Genomic DNA, 15,810 nt, shown 5'->3' with positions numbered 1-15,810 from the left:
AGTTTAGAATGCTCGCTCAAAATATACTTAGGGAGTACCAAAACAGATCTGAATTACAAAATTAAATAACCTGAACTCGGTTAAGAGATTTACTAACATATTTTATCATGATGATAGTTAAGCTTATTTTCTCTAGCCAGAGATTTTCAGTAAATTCAACACAGTTAGCGCTTAAAATAGCTGCTAGAGATAGATTTATTACCCAAAGTTCAGGTTAAATAATAATTTTTCAACACACTGTCACATAACTCGATATACTTGTAACAGTAAAATTCAAATTTGAAGCAATAAAGAGTGAGCCAATTATGACAACTGCAAATGCGACTGAAGAACAAACCGTAATTTTAGGGCTAGGGGCAAAAAAACGACTCGCTTTTATGTTTGAAACCGTACAACAGTACAAACAAGTATGGATTTTAAACGACGATGATGGCTGCGTAATGCTTGCCAACGAAGATGACGACTGTGTACCTGTGTGGCCAACCCGCGATTTTGCACAAGCTTGGGCCACGGGCGAATGGGAAGGCTGTACACCAAAAGCCATTCCGACAAAAGATTGGTTTAGCCGCTGGACACCCGGCCTTGAAGAAGACGACCTACTGATTGCGGTGTTCCCTACCGAAGAGGACGACGGCACGGTGCTTTTTCCTGATGAATTTGAAAGCCAGTTAAAAATTCCTAAAAAGAGAAAGTATTAATTTAGGGGCAGTTTTAAATGCGGCTTAAACGAATACAACTTAGCCGCATTTTTAATAGTGTAACTTTATCTCTACTTTTGAAATTTTAATAAGGTGTAGTTCTTAAAATTTGATGGTGTAATCTACATATACACGGTGATCTGCTCTATCTCCTTTTACACCATCAACACTGCCAGTTTCATCTGTGGTGTAATCTAAAAATAACCAACGTAGGCTTAAGCCTTTTACAGCCGCTACTTTGTAGCGTGTATCAATGGCCCAATATTTTTCATCGGCTGTGCCACCTGCTTTACCTAAGCTTGAATTTTCTGCATCGCTGCCGCTGGTGTAATAAAACTTTGTGGTTAAACCGGGTGCCACTGCTTTTAGGTCAACACCTAAGCGAGCCTGCCAAGTTGACTCATTTTGGTTTGTTAAATCGGCACCAATTAATGAGCGAGTTGGAAACGGGTTAGTGATCTGACCCCGATAAAGTAGACACGGGGTTTTAATTCATTGATTCATATTGTTTGGGGCTAACATTTCCAATCGTCCCATGCATTCGCACTGAGTTGTAGTAATTCTCAATATAAAAACGACTTTGTATTGTCATTTCGCTACGACTCAGTTCATTTAGATTACTCATCCATTCTTTTTTGTACTGAGCAAAAAAACTTTCTGAACAGGCATTATCCCAGCAGTTCCCCTTTCTCGACATGCTAATCGTTACACCTCGCTTGTTCAACCACGATATAGTCTCTTTAGCTCGATACTGGCTCCCTTGATCTGAATGAAACAGTAAACGTTGTCCGTTCGGCTTGCGCACATTCCAAGCCTTCTTTAGTGTTTTAATCACTAAAACCGCATTATTAATTCGACTTGTTGCCCAGCCCACAACTTTGCGTGAGTATAAATCTAAAATGACACATAAGTACTGCCAGCCTTCTTTACAGCGCACCTGAGTTATATCCGATACCCATACACTATTAGGCTCTTCAACATCAAATTGACGAGCAAGTAGATTCTCTGTCGTTATAAAACCCTGCTTTTTATTACCACTGGTGTAGCGACGCTTACCTGATTTAGAGCGATAACCTACGCTTTGTAATAAACGCTGCACTCGGCCTTTACTGCAATCATATCCGTCGGCTATGGCGGCTTGCCACAATTTTCTGTAACCAGGTATGCAGTGCTCTTCATTACTTCTTTTTATTAAAAACTGAAGTAAAAAATCATTTTTTCTTTCAACTGGATTCGACGACTGTTTCAACCATTTGTAATACCCAGCCTTAGAAACAGATAATAACTTACATAACTTGCTTACTGTTTTCTTCACCGTCGTGGTCTTATGAATATATTGAAACCTTATTCTTTTAGACTGTCGAAGTAGGCCCTCGCCTTTTTTAGTACGTCGTTCTCCAACTGTACGTCCTCAAGCTGCTTTTCAAGGTTACGAACTTGACGTTCAAGGTCTTTATATGACTTTTCTGGACCATGGTTTTTAAGTGGCTTAGGCTCTTTTCTTGAGGTCATTTTACTTCTCCAACTTGACAGCATATCGGGATGAATACCGTATTTATTAGCGGTCATTTTAACGGTACCGTGTGAGTCTAATGACTCCTGCACCACTTTTCTTTTAAATTCCTCTGTATGTTTACGAAACGCTTTTACTTTCATGAGAACTGACTCCTAAATAGGTGTCTACTTTTATGGAGTCAGATCATAGTCCCGTGATCGCCACTAAAGTTATCTTCAATCCAAGCATCGTTCACTTTGGTAAATGCGGCGCCTAGTGTCCAAATATCTTTTTTCCAATTGGCATCTAGGTAATAGGCAAAACCATCGTTTTCACTTTTAGTAACGCCTGAAACCGCATCGAGTGCATCTTCATCATCTAAATCGCCACCCTCTGCGCCGGTTACAAATAAATCGCCATCGTCTTGTGAGGTAAATACGCCACTTGAAAGGGTTAACTTACTTTGATCGAGCTTTATAGCGTAGCTGCCTTTAAGTCCAAGCTTTGATAAGTAGTCATGAGAATTTAAATATTCTGCGTCTATTTTTAGCGCATCTTTTTTGTAGCTTGCGCCCACACCCCAAATAACACTAATTGCGCCGTTATCTGACTGGTCGGTAGAAAAATCTTCCCACTTGTCGTCGTGGCGGCGGCTCCATTTATCGTAGGCGTAACCATATACTTTGGTATTACCAAACTTGTAGTCACCAAATACGCCTCGAAAAGTATTGGGAATTGCGCGGCTGCCTGAGCTTTTTAACAGCATGCTTTTGGTTTTTTGCCCGCCTATTTTTACATGGCCATTGTCGCCAAGTTTAACGTCGATAAAATATTGACCAAATTTAGAAAAACTATCGTCAACGCCGCCCTTTTCATCCCCAGCGGGTAAAATATTATTTTGTGCGCTGCCGGTTGAGTTGTAATTAAGTACGGTATAAGTAGAGACACCCATGCTAATTAAGTCATTAAAATAGCCCGATTGATAATTGAGCTCTATGCCTTGTGCAAACGTTGAGTCGTCGCTGGCGTCGTTATCGTAATCGCGGTCAAAGTAAATTGACCTTAGCTTAATATTAAATTCGTCTTGCTCTGTAAGCCCATTAAAAGAAGCGTACGAAGGAATAGAAACACAAGTTAATACTGCGCCTGTTACTGCAAATATTTTAGAGAACCGTTGAGCCATAGTTGTCTCCGCTACCTTGTTTAATTAAATTTATAGTTGTGTGTAGTGTGTATCAGTTTATTCATGTTGCAATTTACACGGCAAATCTGTCACAAACCTATCACAAACCTGTCACAAGATAATTACACTTTAGGCAATTGTATTTTTTGGCTATTAAATTAAAACTATAGCTTATCTTGCTATAAACGAAGGTATTTGCGTATTGTAAACGTTGTAGTAATTGTTTAGTGTCTTGCACAACTTAAAATTATATTTTTTAATTGCGACTTTGCGGGTGTGCTTAATGAGAATTTTAGCAGTTGAAGACGACGAAGTATTAGGAGAAGCAATTTGCCAACGCTTCACCAAAATGGTCAAGGTATAGACCTTGTAACCAGTTGTTCAACTTGTGCTTGCCCCCAGGCATAATTTCGTTGATAGCTAGGAATGGTATAAATAGCATTACCAAAAAATAACTCTTCGATAGTCAGCGCTTGGACGTCATTATTGCTCATTATTTGTACCCTTACCTAAATATAGTCCGTGTAATGCTTCTAACCCTTTGGTTTTATTACTGCTAACAGCCTCTTCATTTTTAATTACCACATAGCGCAATACTTCATTGGCACCTAACGCATGCGCAATGACATTTAATAAACTACTGCTATTTTTTGCATAATTATCAATACTAGCCATTAATACTCGCGAGTTTTCCACTCTTAGCTTATAAGCCCAACAAAAGCATAAACGGATAGCTTGCTTAAAATGCTGCTCTTTGAATTTATCATGGTAAAGCATTACAACAGCTAAAAATAAATTACGCGCATAATTATCACCTGCCCTATGCGAGCCATTGTAACTTTTTAAATAAGGTGCTAACTCAGTATGCTTTTCTAAGTATTTTTGCTGTTCAATATAATGAGCTACAAATTCAAAAAAACGTGAGCCGTTAAGTATAATTTGACCTATCTGATGTGGGTACTTTAATTCGTTTTTATCAGCTATTCGATCCAAAGAGTGATTGTATTGAGTGGTGTAAATATGAGCTCTTAAAGCAGTCTCAATGTAATGCGGTACCTCTTTATTATTCAGGTTTACCCCTTTAAAAACATCAATATGTTTATTGGTAAAATATCTCCCATGTTCACCTTTAAGCCATCGTCTAATTCTGTATAAGTAATTAGCAAATATTGGTTTTAAATTACCCGAGCTTGTGGCTTCTTGTTCCCAGTGCTTAATAGTGTTTAATTTTGTTTGCTGAGTTTCGTGACCCATTTCGCGTAAGTGATATGCTTTTAAAAGATCATGGGGTTCAAGGGCTTTACCTCGTGCATTCTGGCTATCAAAAAATTGAAACGCCTCACTTATATCGCTTAGTTTAATAACAACAAGCGAGCAGTTCGATAAAATAAAAGTATATAAATTAATTAACTCTTGCTCATCCATTTGCTCAAGCTGCATGTTAATCAATGCACTGTTGTGCCGAACTTGTTGTTGCGACTCGGGATGATTAATGGCAATGGTGGTTAAAAGTGCAGGTTTATCCGTTATATTTAATTTAGTAGCTATAGCTGTAAGCAGAATACACAAAGTAATTGTGCGTTGCTGACCATCAACTATTTCAAGTTTATTGCCACTAGTTGCAGTATGTAGAACAACTGTACCCAATCGATACTCTGCACCGCTAATTAAATAATTACTTTTTATATCTACTATTAATTGAGCCACATTATGTTCATTCCAACGGTATGGCCGCTGATAATCTGGAATAACTAAATCACTCGCAAATAATGTTGCAATAGATTGAATTTCAGGAGAGATAGTACTACTTATTTAACCTTCCTTGTTATTAATATTTACCTGTGCAGGTAATCTCTAAAATTAATTATATTGTTATTACCAGCTATGTCCGTTGATGCTTTATTCCCTCGCTGCTCTGAGGTGATCAACGTTTGGCAATAATATAATAAACGTTCTATGGGTATAAACTTCTCTTTGCGGCGAGTTGCTTTATTAGTAATACGTTTAGGTTGGGTGTTTAAGTGAATAGCTAACTCAATGGCAAGCTCTTTAGGTAAATCATAAAGTCCCTCTTCTTGTAGTGTTTGAGTAACCCAAAGTGCAGCGTCGCTAATATGCCCACTTATACTCAAATCGGTATTTTTAATCCAGTGTGGAGTAAACTCTGTTTTAGATAGTTCACTCAACAGCACCGCTATGTCGCTGCGTGGTATTAACTGATACACCTCAAGCGTTTCAGCCATCATTAGCTGCCATTCATACTCTAAGCGCTGAGTTAATTCTTCTTGCGATAGCTTTAAACTAACCGGTATAAAAAATGTAAAACGGCTATTCGCTTCACAAACAATGATTGTTTTTTCACGAGATTTATAGCTGTTATCAATTATCTGTAATTGCCAGTTAAAATTATCGCTGTCACTGATCAGGGTATTTACCCCAGCTTGTTTACCAGGTTCATGTGGCAAGCGAGGTAAATCAGCTTTTAGGTATTTATTGAGTGCGTTTGAAGCGCTTAGACAAAGCAACATTTTATTATTCCCCACACCAATTGCGGCTATAGATCCCTGCTGCAACCGCTTTGTGAAAACTTGAATAAGGCCAGTCACTCACTCTTTTTACTAAACCATGTTTAAGTGGATTGAAGTGCACATAATTTACATGATGCCAATAATCTTGCTCATCACGAATGGTATGCTCCCAAAAGCGACGTTGCCATATGCCTCGTTCATTTTTATTCATGCGTGCCTCAGATAGGTATTCTCTTTTAGGTAACCCTTTAGAAAAGCGCTTTTTTATTTCACGCCATCGGCCAGAGTAGTCAAAATCCTCTTCGGGTAATGTTAGCACCGCATGAAGATGATCGGGTAACACAACCCACGCATCAATATGGAAAGGTTTATGTCGTTTAACCCATCGTACCGACTCACGTAGTAAATCAATGTGATCAACCAATAATGATTTATTTCGCTCAAGCAAATTAACTGTGAAAAAATACGTCCCTCCAGCTTGATAATTTCGACGATACCTCATAAAACCTCCATGTAAAAAATGTAGGTTGGTTAAGTGACGGAGTCACGCCACCCAACAAAGCAACAACATCCCAAGCCGTATTACATTTACAATGCACAACCAATAATGTCGGATGACGCCTTCGGCTTATCCAACCTACATGATTGGTTTAAATACGTAGGTTGGTTAAGTGACGGAGTCACGCCAGCCAACAAAGCAACATCACCTCAAGCCGTATTACATTTATAATGCACAACCAATAATGTCGGATGACGCCTTCGGCTTATCCAACCTACGTAAGATCAATACACGTAGGTTGGTTAAGTGACGAAGTCACGCCACCCAACAAACCAACAACACCCCAAGCCGAATTACATTTATATTGTACAACCAATAACGTTGGATGACACCTTCGGCTTATCCAACCTACATGATTGGTTTAAATACGTAGGTTGGTTAAGTGACGGAGTCACGCCACCCAACAAAGCAACATCACCTCAAGCCGTATTACATTTATAATGCACAACCAATAACGTTGGATGACACCTTCGGCTTATCCAACATTAATAAATAACTCGGTGTACGGCCGTTAATAATTAAAATTTTAATCTTCTATAACCGCTATAATAAAGCTGCTAAATATTTATCATTTTCTGCTTGGGTTGGTTAAAAATAAGTTGGTGCCGTTGCTTTCAAAGCGTTTGTTCCAAACCAAATCGAAATATATACGGTGGTTTAAACCTACATTTGCCGCTTTATTTTTTAAAAAGTTTTGTATTTCTGCGTAGTGCTGGGCTGTTTCAATGTCTTTATATGTAAAGCGGCGTTTGATGCCTAAAGCCTTCGCTTCTTCAGTGGTAAATATAAATTCTGACTGAAAAATTTGGCTATCAAGGGGTAAAAATAGCCATGGTGTGGCGGTTTTTCTTGCTGGTGCGAAATCTTCCCCCATTGCTATAAAGTGCTCAAATACAATATCAACGGGCTTTCGTACTTTATTAAACGACTGCAACTGCAAAGGTTTAATGTTTTTACTCAGTTCAATTTTAAGCTCGCTACATAACTCGTTTGCAAGCGCGTTTAACTCTATTTCAGAAGTAAGATTATTGAGTGCGTGTATTAAATAATCCTTCTTTTTAGTTAATACATCTCTAAAGGTATGTGATGCGCCTAAGCAATTATTACTTTTACGATGAAAGCCACGATAGGTATTTGAGCCTAAGCTTTTTAACACCAATTTTTCGTAGCTGAGTAATGGCGTAGGTGTTAAAAATACCGTATCACCCACTTCGTTCATGCGTTTTACTTGTGCCTGCATTTTATATATCCTTTACGTGCTAAATAAGCGGCCTGCTTTAAAAACTGAGTGTCAGCTATGTTTTTATTTAATTTACCTTGGGTCATTTAACATCCTTGTTATTATTTTTTGAAATAGCGTTATAGTTCGCCAGAAAAGGCTTCTCGGTTTGGAGAGTTGAGTAGCAGTATGTGTAGGAATTTAATAACAGCAAAATGATAATCTGCTATTAGTTTAGCTAAATGACCTTGCTTAAATAATCCATCGGTGAGCATAGCCTTGGTGCTTTTTGTTGTAATAACAAAAATCTCTTCAGGCATAGGCTTACCCTGCTGATAAAGCGCAAAAAGTGTTTCGGTTAATACTTGTGGGCTTGCACCGGTAACTATTAGTAGTACATTCTTCATCAACGATCCTTTTGTATGAGGAATCTGAATAATACATAAATTACATAGTTAATGAAACTTGTTTAAGCTCAGTGGATTAGAGGCCTTATTTCTTGCCTTTAAGCTACGGTGTATAAACAACAGTAGCTTTAATTTAATAACTCTTTAATCAACACAGAACCCAGCTGGCGTGTATTAAACGGATTCCCGTTGCCATTTAAAATTGAAATCCCTAATTCTTTAGCAATATTACGCAGGTAAGGCTTACTGGGTGCTACAAGCTCGTTATTTAAAAACACTTCAATAGTGCCGTTTTCAAGCTCCACCAATTTGTAGTTATTCCATATAACTTCTTTTACATTTAATAATATACGTGGCTTAACTGGTGCGTTTATTAACTTACTCATTGTAATACAGCTTTTTCCCGTTACTGCATCACTCATTAGTTTTTTAGCTTCTTCAACGGGCGCATCTAGTAAAGTTTCAACTTGCATCTCATCTGTATTGATTCTTAAAATAATTATACGATCGACCAAGTTTAGCGTATTAGTATTAAAGCTTATATGGCCACCTGTATGCATTCTACCTGTTGTTTTGACTGATATACGCTCGCCACTACTTGATACAACATCGTACCCCGCCTGGTTAACCTCTGTTGCCATGCGTCCATTTGTTATAAGTGCGGCGTACAGCTCCCCAATTCTACCTGTTAAATGTCTAAGCTCTGTTGCAGGTACATCCCAACTTAACTCCCTTTCTAACCAGCTCATTGCCTCACCCAGCGACTGAATGATTTGCATTTGCGTTAAAGCCATTTTATATCCTTATTTTATCTTCTAACCAACTTTTCAAAGGTGCTTATGTCCTGATACCGACAATGAACCTTGAGATGCCTTTGCTATATGCTCACTCCACCAGTTCATCAACTCTCTACGTTTTTCTATATATTCAGCTCTATTATAAGCAGAACGAACTTGGTTTTTATCTACATGTGCCAGTGCGGCTTCTATTATATCGGGATTAAACTCATGCTCGATTAATGTTGTACTTCCAAGCGAACGTAAGCCATGGCTTACTAAACGGCCCTCAAACCCCATGCGTTTTAGAGCCATATTAGCTGTCTCATTGTTGATATGAGTTCTCGGGTTTCTGTCTGACGGAAAAACAAAGTCTCTATGCCCTGAAATTGGTTTTATTGATTCTAATAACTCTATAGCTTGATTTGATAGAGGAATGGCATGCTCTCTGCGCTTTTTCATTCGTTCAGCTGGGATAATCCATAGTTTATTCTCAAAATCAATTTCATCCCAACGCGTACCGGCCGCTTCACCTGGGCGGGTGAGAGTATGTAACTGCCATTCAATCAAAAAGCGGGTTACTCGTTTAATTGACGCCGTAGCAAGCGTTTGCATCAATTCAGGCAGCTCTTCTGGTTTTAACGAAGGCATATTTTGTTTTTGCGGCTTTTTAAATGTTTCTTTTATTCCAGCAAGCGGATTAGCTTGAATATAACCACTATTAACTGCGTAGGTCATAACTTGGTTTAATCGTTGGCTTAAACGCTTAACTGTTTCTAGAGTACCTTTAGCCTCTATAGGCCTTAATATTTTTATTACTTGTGGTGCGTTAATTTTGCCAATAGGATATTTACCAATAACCGGCAGTATATGGTTAATTAACGATCGCCAAATATCTTCGCCATGAGCTTGCGTAAAATCTGGCTTTTTAACCTCAAACCACTCTAAAGCTACTTTATTTAGTGTTAACTCTTCTTGAGCCCGTTTAAAAGCTAAGGTTTCATCTCTATGCTCTTTTGGATCAGTCCCTAAAGCAACTAGTTCTCTGGCTTGTTGCGCTAACTTTCTGGCATTTACAATAGATACATCGGGGTACTTGCCTAATCCCATGTTGACACGCTTTTTTGTAATTGGATGGTAGTAGTTAAAGTTCCAGAGCTTAGAGCCACTCTTTCTGACTTTTACTTGTAGGCCGTTACCATCGGATAAAATTATATCTTTATCTTCTGCTTTTACTTTTTTTAACGCTGTATCAGTAAGCTGCTTGGCTGATCTTGCCATAAAAAATGAACCTCACTCAAATTTAGTATTCTTTTATTATGACAGCTTATTCAAGGAATACCATTTTAGATACTAAAGCTTTGAGCTTGGATGAAACAGCCTGGGACAGAGTGACACCCTAAGTCATTGATTTTAATTATTTACAGACACAAAAAAGGACGTCCTGAGACGTCCTGATATTGAATAATGGTGGAGGAAGAGGGATTCGAACCCTCGTTAGGGATTAACCTAAACACACTTTCCAGGCGTGCGCCTTCAGCCACTCAGCCATTCCTCCACGGTGTTGCTTAGCAACAGCGCGTTATAGTATGAAATAGGTTACACAGGTGCAAGGTCTTTTTAAATTTGTGCTGTTAAGTGTCTAATAATCAATCAGCAATTTACTTTAGGCATAAAAAAACGGCTAAACCTTAAGGTTTAACCGTTTTTATGCATTAGGCTAATTACTTAGCCATGCTAGCTGTAAAGTCTAACATGCGATTAAGTGACTTGAGCGCGCCTTCGCGTAAGTCCATATCTACAAACACTTCTTTACCGCGAGGGTCTATCAAGGCTTCTTCTATCGCTTTTAAGCCGTTCATTGCCATCCACGGGCAATGTGCACAACTTTTACATGACGCGCCTTCACCCGCTGTTGGGGCTGCAAAAAACTCTTTTTCTGGGCATAGCTGCTGCATTTTGTAAAAAATACCGCGGTCTGTCGCTACAATAAACTTATCGTTATCCATTGTTTGCGCAGCTTTTATTAGTTGACTGGTTGAGCCAACCGCATCTGCCAGTGCCACTATTTCTGCAGGTGACTCTGGGTGCACCAATACACCCGCGTCTGGGTGCAGGGCTTTCATATCTTTAAGCGCTTTTGTTTTAAATTCATCGTGTACGATACATGCGCCGTTCCACATGATCATATCGGCGCCAGTATTTTTTTGAATGTAGCTACCAAGGTGTTTATCTGGGCCCCAAATAATTTTTTCACCTTGCTCATCTAGGTGCTCTACAATTTCAAGCGCGCACGATGAGGTTACAATCCAATCTGCACGGGCTTTAACCGCTGTAGAGGTATTTGCATACACTACAACTTTACGATCAGGGTGCTGATCGCAAAACGCTGAAAACTCATCAATAGGGCAACCAATATCTAACGAACACGTTGCTTCTAGCGTTGGCATAACAACTGTTTTGTTTGGCGTTAGAATTTTAGCGGTTTCACCCATAAAACGTACGCCTGCAACGATGATCATGTCTGCATCGTGGCGAGCACCAAAACGTGCCATTTCTAATGAGTCGGCAACACAGCCCCCTGTTTCTTCGGCAAGCGCCTGAATTTCAGGATCTGTGTAGTAATGGGCTACCAGCACTGCATTTTTATCTTGCAGTAGTTGTTTAATACGTGCTTTATACTCGCCTTGCTCGTCTTTAGTTAACGGCGCAGGCTTAGGAGGAAAGATATAACCTTCAGGCATAATAGTTTGAGCTAGACTCATGTTCTCGACCACTTCATCTACAGTGCATTAATTACGGCAAATTATACGAGAATACACGGGCAAATAACAGCTATCTGGGCATGCTGTTTATAAATAAAAATAAGAAACTGATTTAAATAAAATAAGGGAAGAGTTGAGATTTTTTAGAAGTGGTGGGTCATGATGGACTTGAACCATCGACCAATGGATTAAAAGTCCACTGCTCTACCAACTGAGCTAATGACCCGCTCTAAATTCTGTGTAGAATTAACACGCCGCGTAAATCCGCCGATTAAACCAAACTTTATTTTAATAAAGAATGGTGGGTCATGATGGACTTGAACCATCGACCAATGGATTAAAAGTCCACTGCTCTACCAACTGAGCTAATGACCCGCTCTAAATTCTTTGTAGAATTAACACGCTGCGTAAATCCGCCGATTAAACCAAACTTTATCTAAATAAAGAATGGTGGGTCATGATGGACTTGAACCATCGACCAATGGATTAAAAGTCCACTGCTCTACCAACTGAGCTAATGACCCGCTCTGTGTGCTACTGTTTAAGATAGCTGCGTAAATCCGCCGATTGACCAAACTTTATCTAAATAAAGAATGGTGGGTCATGATGGACTTGAACCATCGACCAATGGATTAAAAGTCCACTGCTCTACCAACTGAGCTAATGACCCGCTCTGTGTGCTTACTATTAAGTGAGCTGCGTAAATCCGCCGATTGAACCAAACTTTACCTTAATAAAGAATGGTGGGTCATGATGGACTTGAACCATCGACCAATGGATTAAAAGTCCACTGCTCTACCAACTGAGCTAATGACCCGCTCTGTGCTTACTATTTAAGTGAGCTGCGTAAATCCGCCGATTGAACCAATCTTTACCTTAATAAAGAATGGTGGGTCATGATGGACTTGAACCATCGACCAATGGATTAAAAGTCCACTGCTCTACCAACTGAGCTAATGACCCGCTCTGTGTGCTTACTATCTAAGTGAGCTGCGTAAATCCGCCGATTGAACCAAACTTTATTTTAATAAAGAATGGTGGGTCATGATGGACTTGAACCATCGACCAATGGATTAAAAGTCCACTGCTCTACCAACTGAGCTAATGACCCGCTCTGTGTGCTTACTATTTAAGTGAGCTGCGTAAATCCGCCGATTGAACCAATCTTTACCTAAATAAAGAATGGTGGGTCATGATGGACTTGAACCATCGACCAATGGATTAAAAGTCCACTGCTCTACCAACTGAGCTAATGACCCGCTCTTTTTGCCGCATTTTGAGTGGGGTAACCATTCGTTTGCTGCGGGCGCTTATAATACTTATTTATAAAATGAGTGCAACCGAAAATGTCTCTTTTTTTCAGTTTTTATGCCTAGGTGAGCAAAATTAAAGCGTTTGTGCTCAAACTACATGCAAATACAAGATTCGCCGAGTATTTCTATGTAGTTTGAGCTTTAAATACACCGCTTAAATGCGTCCTAATTAGCTAGACGCTCGGTTGCAAGTTTTGCAGCAGTTGTACTTGGATATTGGTTAATTAGATCACCCAATATTTTTTGTGCCTCTTGATTCAGACCTTGCTCTTGTAAAAGCGTGCCTAACTTTAACATGGCATCTGGTCGTTTATTTGAGTTAGGAAACTCATTAACCACAACTTTAAAGTGCTCACTTGCTTTTACACCATCATTTTTAATAGTCAGCAACTGCCCAAGCCAATAATGTGCATTAGAGGCATACACAGAATTAGGATAGGTTGTTAAAAATGTTTGAAACTCAGGAATAGCTTGGTCGTAGCGTTTATCTTTCATTATTAGCGCTACTGCACGCTCATACGCTTCGTTTTCAGATAAGTCACTGCTATAGGTTTGTGCGTCACTCGATTGCGTGTAATCGGTTGCAGGCGCAGCAGCGGGTTGTGTATACGCTTGGCTAACGCGGTTTTCTATTTCTTGATAAAGCTCACGCTGGCGCTGAAGTACTTTTTCAAGTTTATAACTTTGCTCTTCAGTAACACCGCGAATTTGGCTTACTTCATCTTGAAGTAGATTAAGTTGTTGCTGTAATTCAACTTGTAATAAGTTTCGCGACTGCATCATGTTTTCTAGTGACGCTAAACGCTTCTCTATGCTCGACTGTGAACTTGCAGCTTCTGAAACAGGAGCGGGAGCAGCCAAAACTTGGATGCTCCCGCTCAATATCATGGCTGCCAAAATAATTTTCGGCTTCATAATATCTCTTATCTTAGTAAACTAGTACCGCACGGCGGTTTTTAGCGAAAGCTGACTCAGTGCGAGATTTAACCATTGGTTTCTCTTCACCGTAGCTAACTACTGACATTTGGCTAGCAGAAACACCTAAGCTTTGTAGGTATTTTTCTACAGCTTGGCCACGGTGCTCACCTAGTGCAATGTTGTACTCAGGCGTACCGCGCTCATCAGCGTGACCTTCAATTAATACTTTTACTGAAGGGTTCTGAACTAAAAACTCAGCATGTGCACGAAGTAATTCTGCGTACTTGTTCTCAACAGTTGCTTTGTCGAAGTCAAAGTAAATAATTTGTTCTTGACGAAGCGCTTCATACTTTTGACGAAGTTGCTCTTCTGCTTGTTGTTCAGGTGAAATTGTTGCTACTTCAACTGTATCCGTGTTTGTTGATTGCTCAACTGCACTTTGATTTGATTGGTTAGCTGCGCCTTCATCAATATCTGAAGATGAGCTACAAGCGGCTAATGTCATTACTGGCACAGCGATTAGCAGGCCTTTAAGTACTTTGTTAAGTTGCATTGAGTAGATTCCTATTTTTGAGTAAACCAGCAAATATTACTGTAAATATGGCGACCAAGCTGGTGCCTTTACTTGTCCGTCTAGCACGGGTAAACGTGCTTTAAAGCGACCGTCCATCGATACCAGCGCGAGTACCTGTTTATTATTATGAAGCGTGCTATAAATGATCATCGAACCGTTTGGCGCTATGCTCGGTGATTCATCAAGGCGAGTTCGCGTTAATACTTGAAACGCGCCTGTAGCCAGCTCTTTCTTAGCAAGATGGTACTGCCCGTTGGTACGGTTAACCATCACTAATTCTTTACTGTCTGGCGTTATAGAACCCGCTAGGTTCATATCGCCGTCGAAGGTCAATCGTTGTGACCTACCAGTTCTTAAATTTAACTTATAAATCTGGGCATTACCACCCCTTTCAGATGTAAACACAATATCCTGGCCATTTGGATACCAAGATGGTTCAGTATCTATACTACGGTGGCGTGTAAGGCGTGTTTCTTTACGGGTTGCTAAATCTAAAACGTAAACTTCGGTTGCACCTGTTTTATCTTTAGAAAGCACCAATAACATTTTTTTGCCATCTGGTGAAAACTGCGGTGCACCGTTAATACCACGGTAACTAGTGATCAGCTCACGCTTACCTGAGTATAGGTCTTGAATGTAAATTTGGCTTTGGCGGTTTTCAAACGTAACATACGCAAGCTTAGTACCATCTGGTGACCAAGCTGGCGACATTAACGGCTCTTTTGAGCGCAATAATACTTGCTCGTTAAAGCCATCGTAATCGGCAACCACTAATTGGTATGGCTTAGGTTGGTCTTCACGTACGATTACATAAGCAATTTTAGTCAAAAACGCGCCTTTTTCACCGGTTAGCTTTTCATATACTACATCGCTTATGCGGTGTGAATAACGGCGAAAGCCACTTTCACCAATTACGCTTTCGCGTGCTTCTAAAATATGATCTTGGCTTTTTACTAGTTTACCGCTGCTCATCATTTGAGTTTGGCCACCGGTAATTTGCCCACGAATAACATCAACTAATTCGTAGCGTACTAAGTAACGCCCATCAGTTTGTTGCTCTACCTCGCCTACTACAACCGCTTCTACACCTTGGTTTACCCATGCTGCGTAGTCAATGTCGCCGTCTTTATTAGGAAGCTGTGGCATTTGTGCTACATCTACTGGTTTAAATTTACCACTGCGCATTAAATCGGCAGCGATAACATCGCTCAATTTTTGTGGAATTGGGCCAACACCGTTGTATTTAAAAGGCACGATGGCAATAGGACGTGCGCCGTCTACACCTTCAGTTATTACAATTTCAAGTGCCGCATTTGCTACACCCTGAAACCCTAATAATATAACTACAAAGGCTATTTTAATTTTGCTGAACATA

16 protein-coding genes and 9 tRNA genes are annotated in these 15,810 nt (G+C 39.7%); 2 read left to right on the top strand and 23 right to left on the bottom strand.

Going from position 1 to position 15,810, the window contains the following annotated elements; genetic code table 11:
* Nucleotides 1-305 precede the first annotated feature (305 nt).
* Nucleotides 306-698, top strand: coding sequence for a DUF2750 domain-containing protein (locus VOI46_RS06345; protein ID WP_004588808.1), 393 nt, complete (start codon nucleotides 306-308; stop codon nucleotides 696-698).
* Between the two features lie 102 nt (nucleotides 699-800).
* Here the strand turns inward: VOI46_RS06345 and VOI46_RS06340 are convergent, their stop codons facing one another.
* The 6 genes from VOI46_RS06340 to VOI46_RS06315 all read right to left on the bottom strand — a co-directional run bounded on the left by VOI46_RS06340 (nucleotide 801) and on the right by VOI46_RS06315 (nucleotide 6,406).
* Nucleotides 801-1,127 (bottom strand): OprD family outer membrane porin, encoded by a 327-nt coding sequence (locus VOI46_RS06340; RefSeq protein WP_232424009.1) that lies wholly within the window; start codon nucleotides 1,125-1,127, stop codon nucleotides 801-803.
* A 58-nt stretch (nucleotides 1,128-1,185) separates the two neighbouring features.
* Nucleotides 1,186-2,354 (bottom strand): IS3 family transposase gene (locus VOI46_RS06335; RefSeq protein ID WP_324738187.1). Its coding sequence is split into 2 segments (ribosomal slippage): nucleotides 1,186-2,084 and nucleotides 2,084-2,354, totalling 1,170 coding nucleotides; the frame shifts between segments, so codons are not numbered across the junction.
* A 38-nt stretch (nucleotides 2,355-2,392) separates the two neighbouring features.
* On the bottom strand, nucleotides 2,393-3,376 hold the full coding sequence (locus VOI46_RS06330; protein ID WP_004589492.1) for an OprD family outer membrane porin: 984 nt from the start codon (nucleotides 3,374-3,376) through the stop codon (nucleotides 2,393-2,395).
* A 483-nt stretch (nucleotides 3,377-3,859) separates the two neighbouring features.
* Nucleotides 3,860-5,155, bottom strand: a complete 1,296-nt coding sequence (locus VOI46_RS06325) for a DUF262 domain-containing protein (RefSeq protein ID WP_282338673.1) — start codon at nucleotides 5,153-5,155, stop codon at nucleotides 3,860-3,862.
* A gap of 56 nt (nucleotides 5,156-5,211) precedes the next feature.
* Nucleotides 5,212-5,904, bottom strand: a complete 693-nt coding sequence (locus tag VOI46_RS06320) for an amino acid adenylation (RefSeq protein WP_138562778.1) — start codon at nucleotides 5,902-5,904, stop codon at nucleotides 5,212-5,214.
* 4 nt (nucleotides 5,905-5,908) lie between these two features.
* Nucleotides 5,909-6,406 carry a transposase gene (locus VOI46_RS06315; RefSeq protein WP_282338668.1) on the bottom strand — a complete coding sequence of 166 codons (498 nt, stop codon included), beginning with the start codon at nucleotides 6,404-6,406 and terminating at the stop codon, nucleotides 5,909-5,911.
* 33 nt (nucleotides 6,407-6,439) lie between these two features.
* Here VOI46_RS06315 and VOI46_RS06310 point away from each other — a divergent pair, with 33 nt between their 5' ends.
* Entirely contained in the window at nucleotides 6,440-6,634 is a 195-nt protein-coding gene (locus VOI46_RS06310; protein ID WP_138725040.1) for a hypothetical protein, read from the top strand.
* Between the two features lie 397 nt (nucleotides 6,635-7,031).
* Here the strand turns inward: VOI46_RS06310 and VOI46_RS06305 are convergent, their stop codons facing one another.
* The 17 genes from VOI46_RS06305 to tolB all read right to left on the bottom strand — a co-directional run bounded on the left by VOI46_RS06305 (nucleotide 7,032) and on the right by tolB (nucleotide 15,809).
* On the bottom strand, nucleotides 7,032-7,703 hold the full coding sequence (locus VOI46_RS06305; protein ID WP_004589497.1) for a hypothetical protein: 672 nt from the start codon (nucleotides 7,701-7,703) through the stop codon (nucleotides 7,032-7,034).
* Nucleotides 7,704-7,822: 119 nt separating this feature from the next.
* A complete protein-coding gene (locus tag VOI46_RS06300; protein ID WP_004589498.1) occupies nucleotides 7,823-8,089 on the bottom strand; it encodes a CRISPR-associated ring nuclease in 267 nt (88 codons plus the stop codon).
* Between the two features lie 128 nt (nucleotides 8,090-8,217).
* A complete protein-coding gene (locus VOI46_RS06295) occupies nucleotides 8,218-8,883 on the bottom strand; it encodes a hypothetical protein (RefSeq protein ID WP_004589499.1) in 666 nt (221 codons plus the stop codon).
* A gap of 33 nt (nucleotides 8,884-8,916) precedes the next feature.
* On the bottom strand, nucleotides 8,917-10,146 hold the full coding sequence (locus tag VOI46_RS06290) for an integrase domain-containing protein (RefSeq protein ID WP_004589500.1): 1,230 nt from the start codon (nucleotides 10,144-10,146) through the stop codon (nucleotides 8,917-8,919).
* Nucleotides 10,147-10,333: 187 nt separating this feature from the next.
* A tRNA-Ser gene (locus VOI46_RS06285) sits at nucleotides 10,334-10,423 on the bottom strand.
* 166 nt (nucleotides 10,424-10,589) lie between these two features.
* Entirely contained in the window at nucleotides 10,590-11,630 is a 1,041-nt protein-coding gene (gene nadA, locus VOI46_RS06280) for a quinolinate synthase NadA (protein WP_004589501.1), read from the bottom strand.
* Nucleotides 11,631-11,780: 150 nt separating this feature from the next.
* Nucleotides 11,781-11,856: transfer RNA gene (locus VOI46_RS06275), tRNA-Lys, on the bottom strand.
* Between the two features lie 73 nt (nucleotides 11,857-11,929).
* Nucleotides 11,930-12,005, bottom strand: a tRNA-Lys gene (locus VOI46_RS06270).
* Nucleotides 12,006-12,078: 73 nt separating this feature from the next.
* Nucleotides 12,079-12,154: transfer RNA gene (locus VOI46_RS06265), tRNA-Lys, on the bottom strand.
* Nucleotides 12,155-12,224: 70 nt separating this feature from the next.
* Nucleotides 12,225-12,300: transfer RNA gene (locus VOI46_RS06260), tRNA-Lys, on the bottom strand.
* 71 nt (nucleotides 12,301-12,371) lie between these two features.
* Nucleotides 12,372-12,447 (bottom strand) — tRNA-Lys (locus tag VOI46_RS06255).
* A 70-nt stretch (nucleotides 12,448-12,517) separates the two neighbouring features.
* Nucleotides 12,518-12,593 (bottom strand) — tRNA-Lys (locus VOI46_RS06250).
* Between the two features lie 72 nt (nucleotides 12,594-12,665).
* Nucleotides 12,666-12,741: transfer RNA gene (locus tag VOI46_RS06245), tRNA-Lys, on the bottom strand.
* Between the two features lie 72 nt (nucleotides 12,742-12,813).
* Nucleotides 12,814-12,889, bottom strand: a tRNA-Lys gene (locus VOI46_RS06240).
* A 219-nt stretch (nucleotides 12,890-13,108) separates the two neighbouring features.
* Nucleotides 13,109-13,858, bottom strand: coding sequence for a tol-pal system protein YbgF (gene ybgF / locus VOI46_RS06235; protein WP_282338027.1), 750 nt, complete (start codon nucleotides 13,856-13,858; stop codon nucleotides 13,109-13,111).
* 13 nt (nucleotides 13,859-13,871) lie between these two features.
* Nucleotides 13,872-14,414: a peptidoglycan-associated lipoprotein Pal gene (gene pal, locus VOI46_RS06230; RefSeq protein ID WP_004587277.1), complete on the bottom strand. Its 543-nt coding sequence runs from the start codon at nucleotides 14,412-14,414 to the stop codon at nucleotides 13,872-13,874.
* Nucleotides 14,415-14,450: 36 nt separating this feature from the next.
* A complete protein-coding gene (tolB, locus tag VOI46_RS06225) occupies nucleotides 14,451-15,809 on the bottom strand; it encodes a Tol-Pal system beta propeller repeat protein TolB (protein WP_064386516.1) in 1,359 nt (452 codons plus the stop codon).
* Nucleotide 15,810: the final 1 nt, after the last annotated feature.

This window comes from Pseudoalteromonas sp. CuT4-3, from assembly GCF_035666335.1.
Lineage (GTDB): Bacteria > Pseudomonadota > Gammaproteobacteria > Enterobacterales > Alteromonadaceae > Pseudoalteromonas > Pseudoalteromonas atlantica.
The sequence above is the reverse complement of the archived record's forward strand: the minus strand, read 5'-3'. Positions and strand labels throughout refer to the sequence as shown.

Excerpts from the sequence above, each read along its gene's own strand:
- VOI46_RS06345 (WP_004588808.1), top strand. The coding sequence starts at position 306 with ATGACAACTGCAAATGCGACTGAAGAACAAACCGTAATTTTAGGGCTA.
- VOI46_RS06330 (WP_004589492.1), bottom strand. The coding sequence starts at position 3,376 with ATGGCTCAACGGTTCTCTAAAATATTTGCAGTAACAGGCGCAGTATTA.
- VOI46_RS06320 (WP_138562778.1), bottom strand. The coding sequence starts at position 5,904 with ATGTTGCTTTGTCTAAGCGCTTCAAACGCACTCAATAAATACCTAAAA.
- VOI46_RS06315 (WP_282338668.1), bottom strand. The coding sequence starts at position 6,406 with ATGAGGTATCGTCGAAATTATCAAGCTGGAGGGACGTATTTTTTCACA.
- VOI46_RS06305 (WP_004589497.1), bottom strand. The coding sequence starts at position 7,703 with ATGCAGGCACAAGTAAAACGCATGAACGAAGTGGGTGATACGGTATTT.
- VOI46_RS06300 (WP_004589498.1), bottom strand. The coding sequence starts at position 8,089 with ATGAAGAATGTACTACTAATAGTTACCGGTGCAAGCCCACAAGTATTA.
- VOI46_RS06295 (WP_004589499.1), bottom strand. The coding sequence starts at position 8,883 with ATGGCTTTAACGCAAATGCAAATCATTCAGTCGCTGGGTGAGGCAATG.
- VOI46_RS06290 (WP_004589500.1), bottom strand. The coding sequence starts at position 10,146 with ATGGCAAGATCAGCCAAGCAGCTTACTGATACAGCGTTAAAAAAAGTA.
- nadA (WP_004589501.1), bottom strand. The coding sequence starts at position 11,630 with ATGAGTCTAGCTCAAACTATTATGCCTGAAGGTTATATCTTTCCTCCT.
- ybgF (WP_282338027.1), bottom strand. The coding sequence starts at position 13,858 with ATGAAGCCGAAAATTATTTTGGCAGCCATGATATTGAGCGGGAGCATC.
- pal (WP_004587277.1), bottom strand. The coding sequence starts at position 14,414 with ATGCAACTTAACAAAGTACTTAAAGGCCTGCTAATCGCTGTGCCAGTA.
- tolB (WP_064386516.1), bottom strand. The coding sequence starts at position 15,809 with ATGTTCAGCAAAATTAAAATAGCCTTTGTAGTTATATTATTAGGGTTT.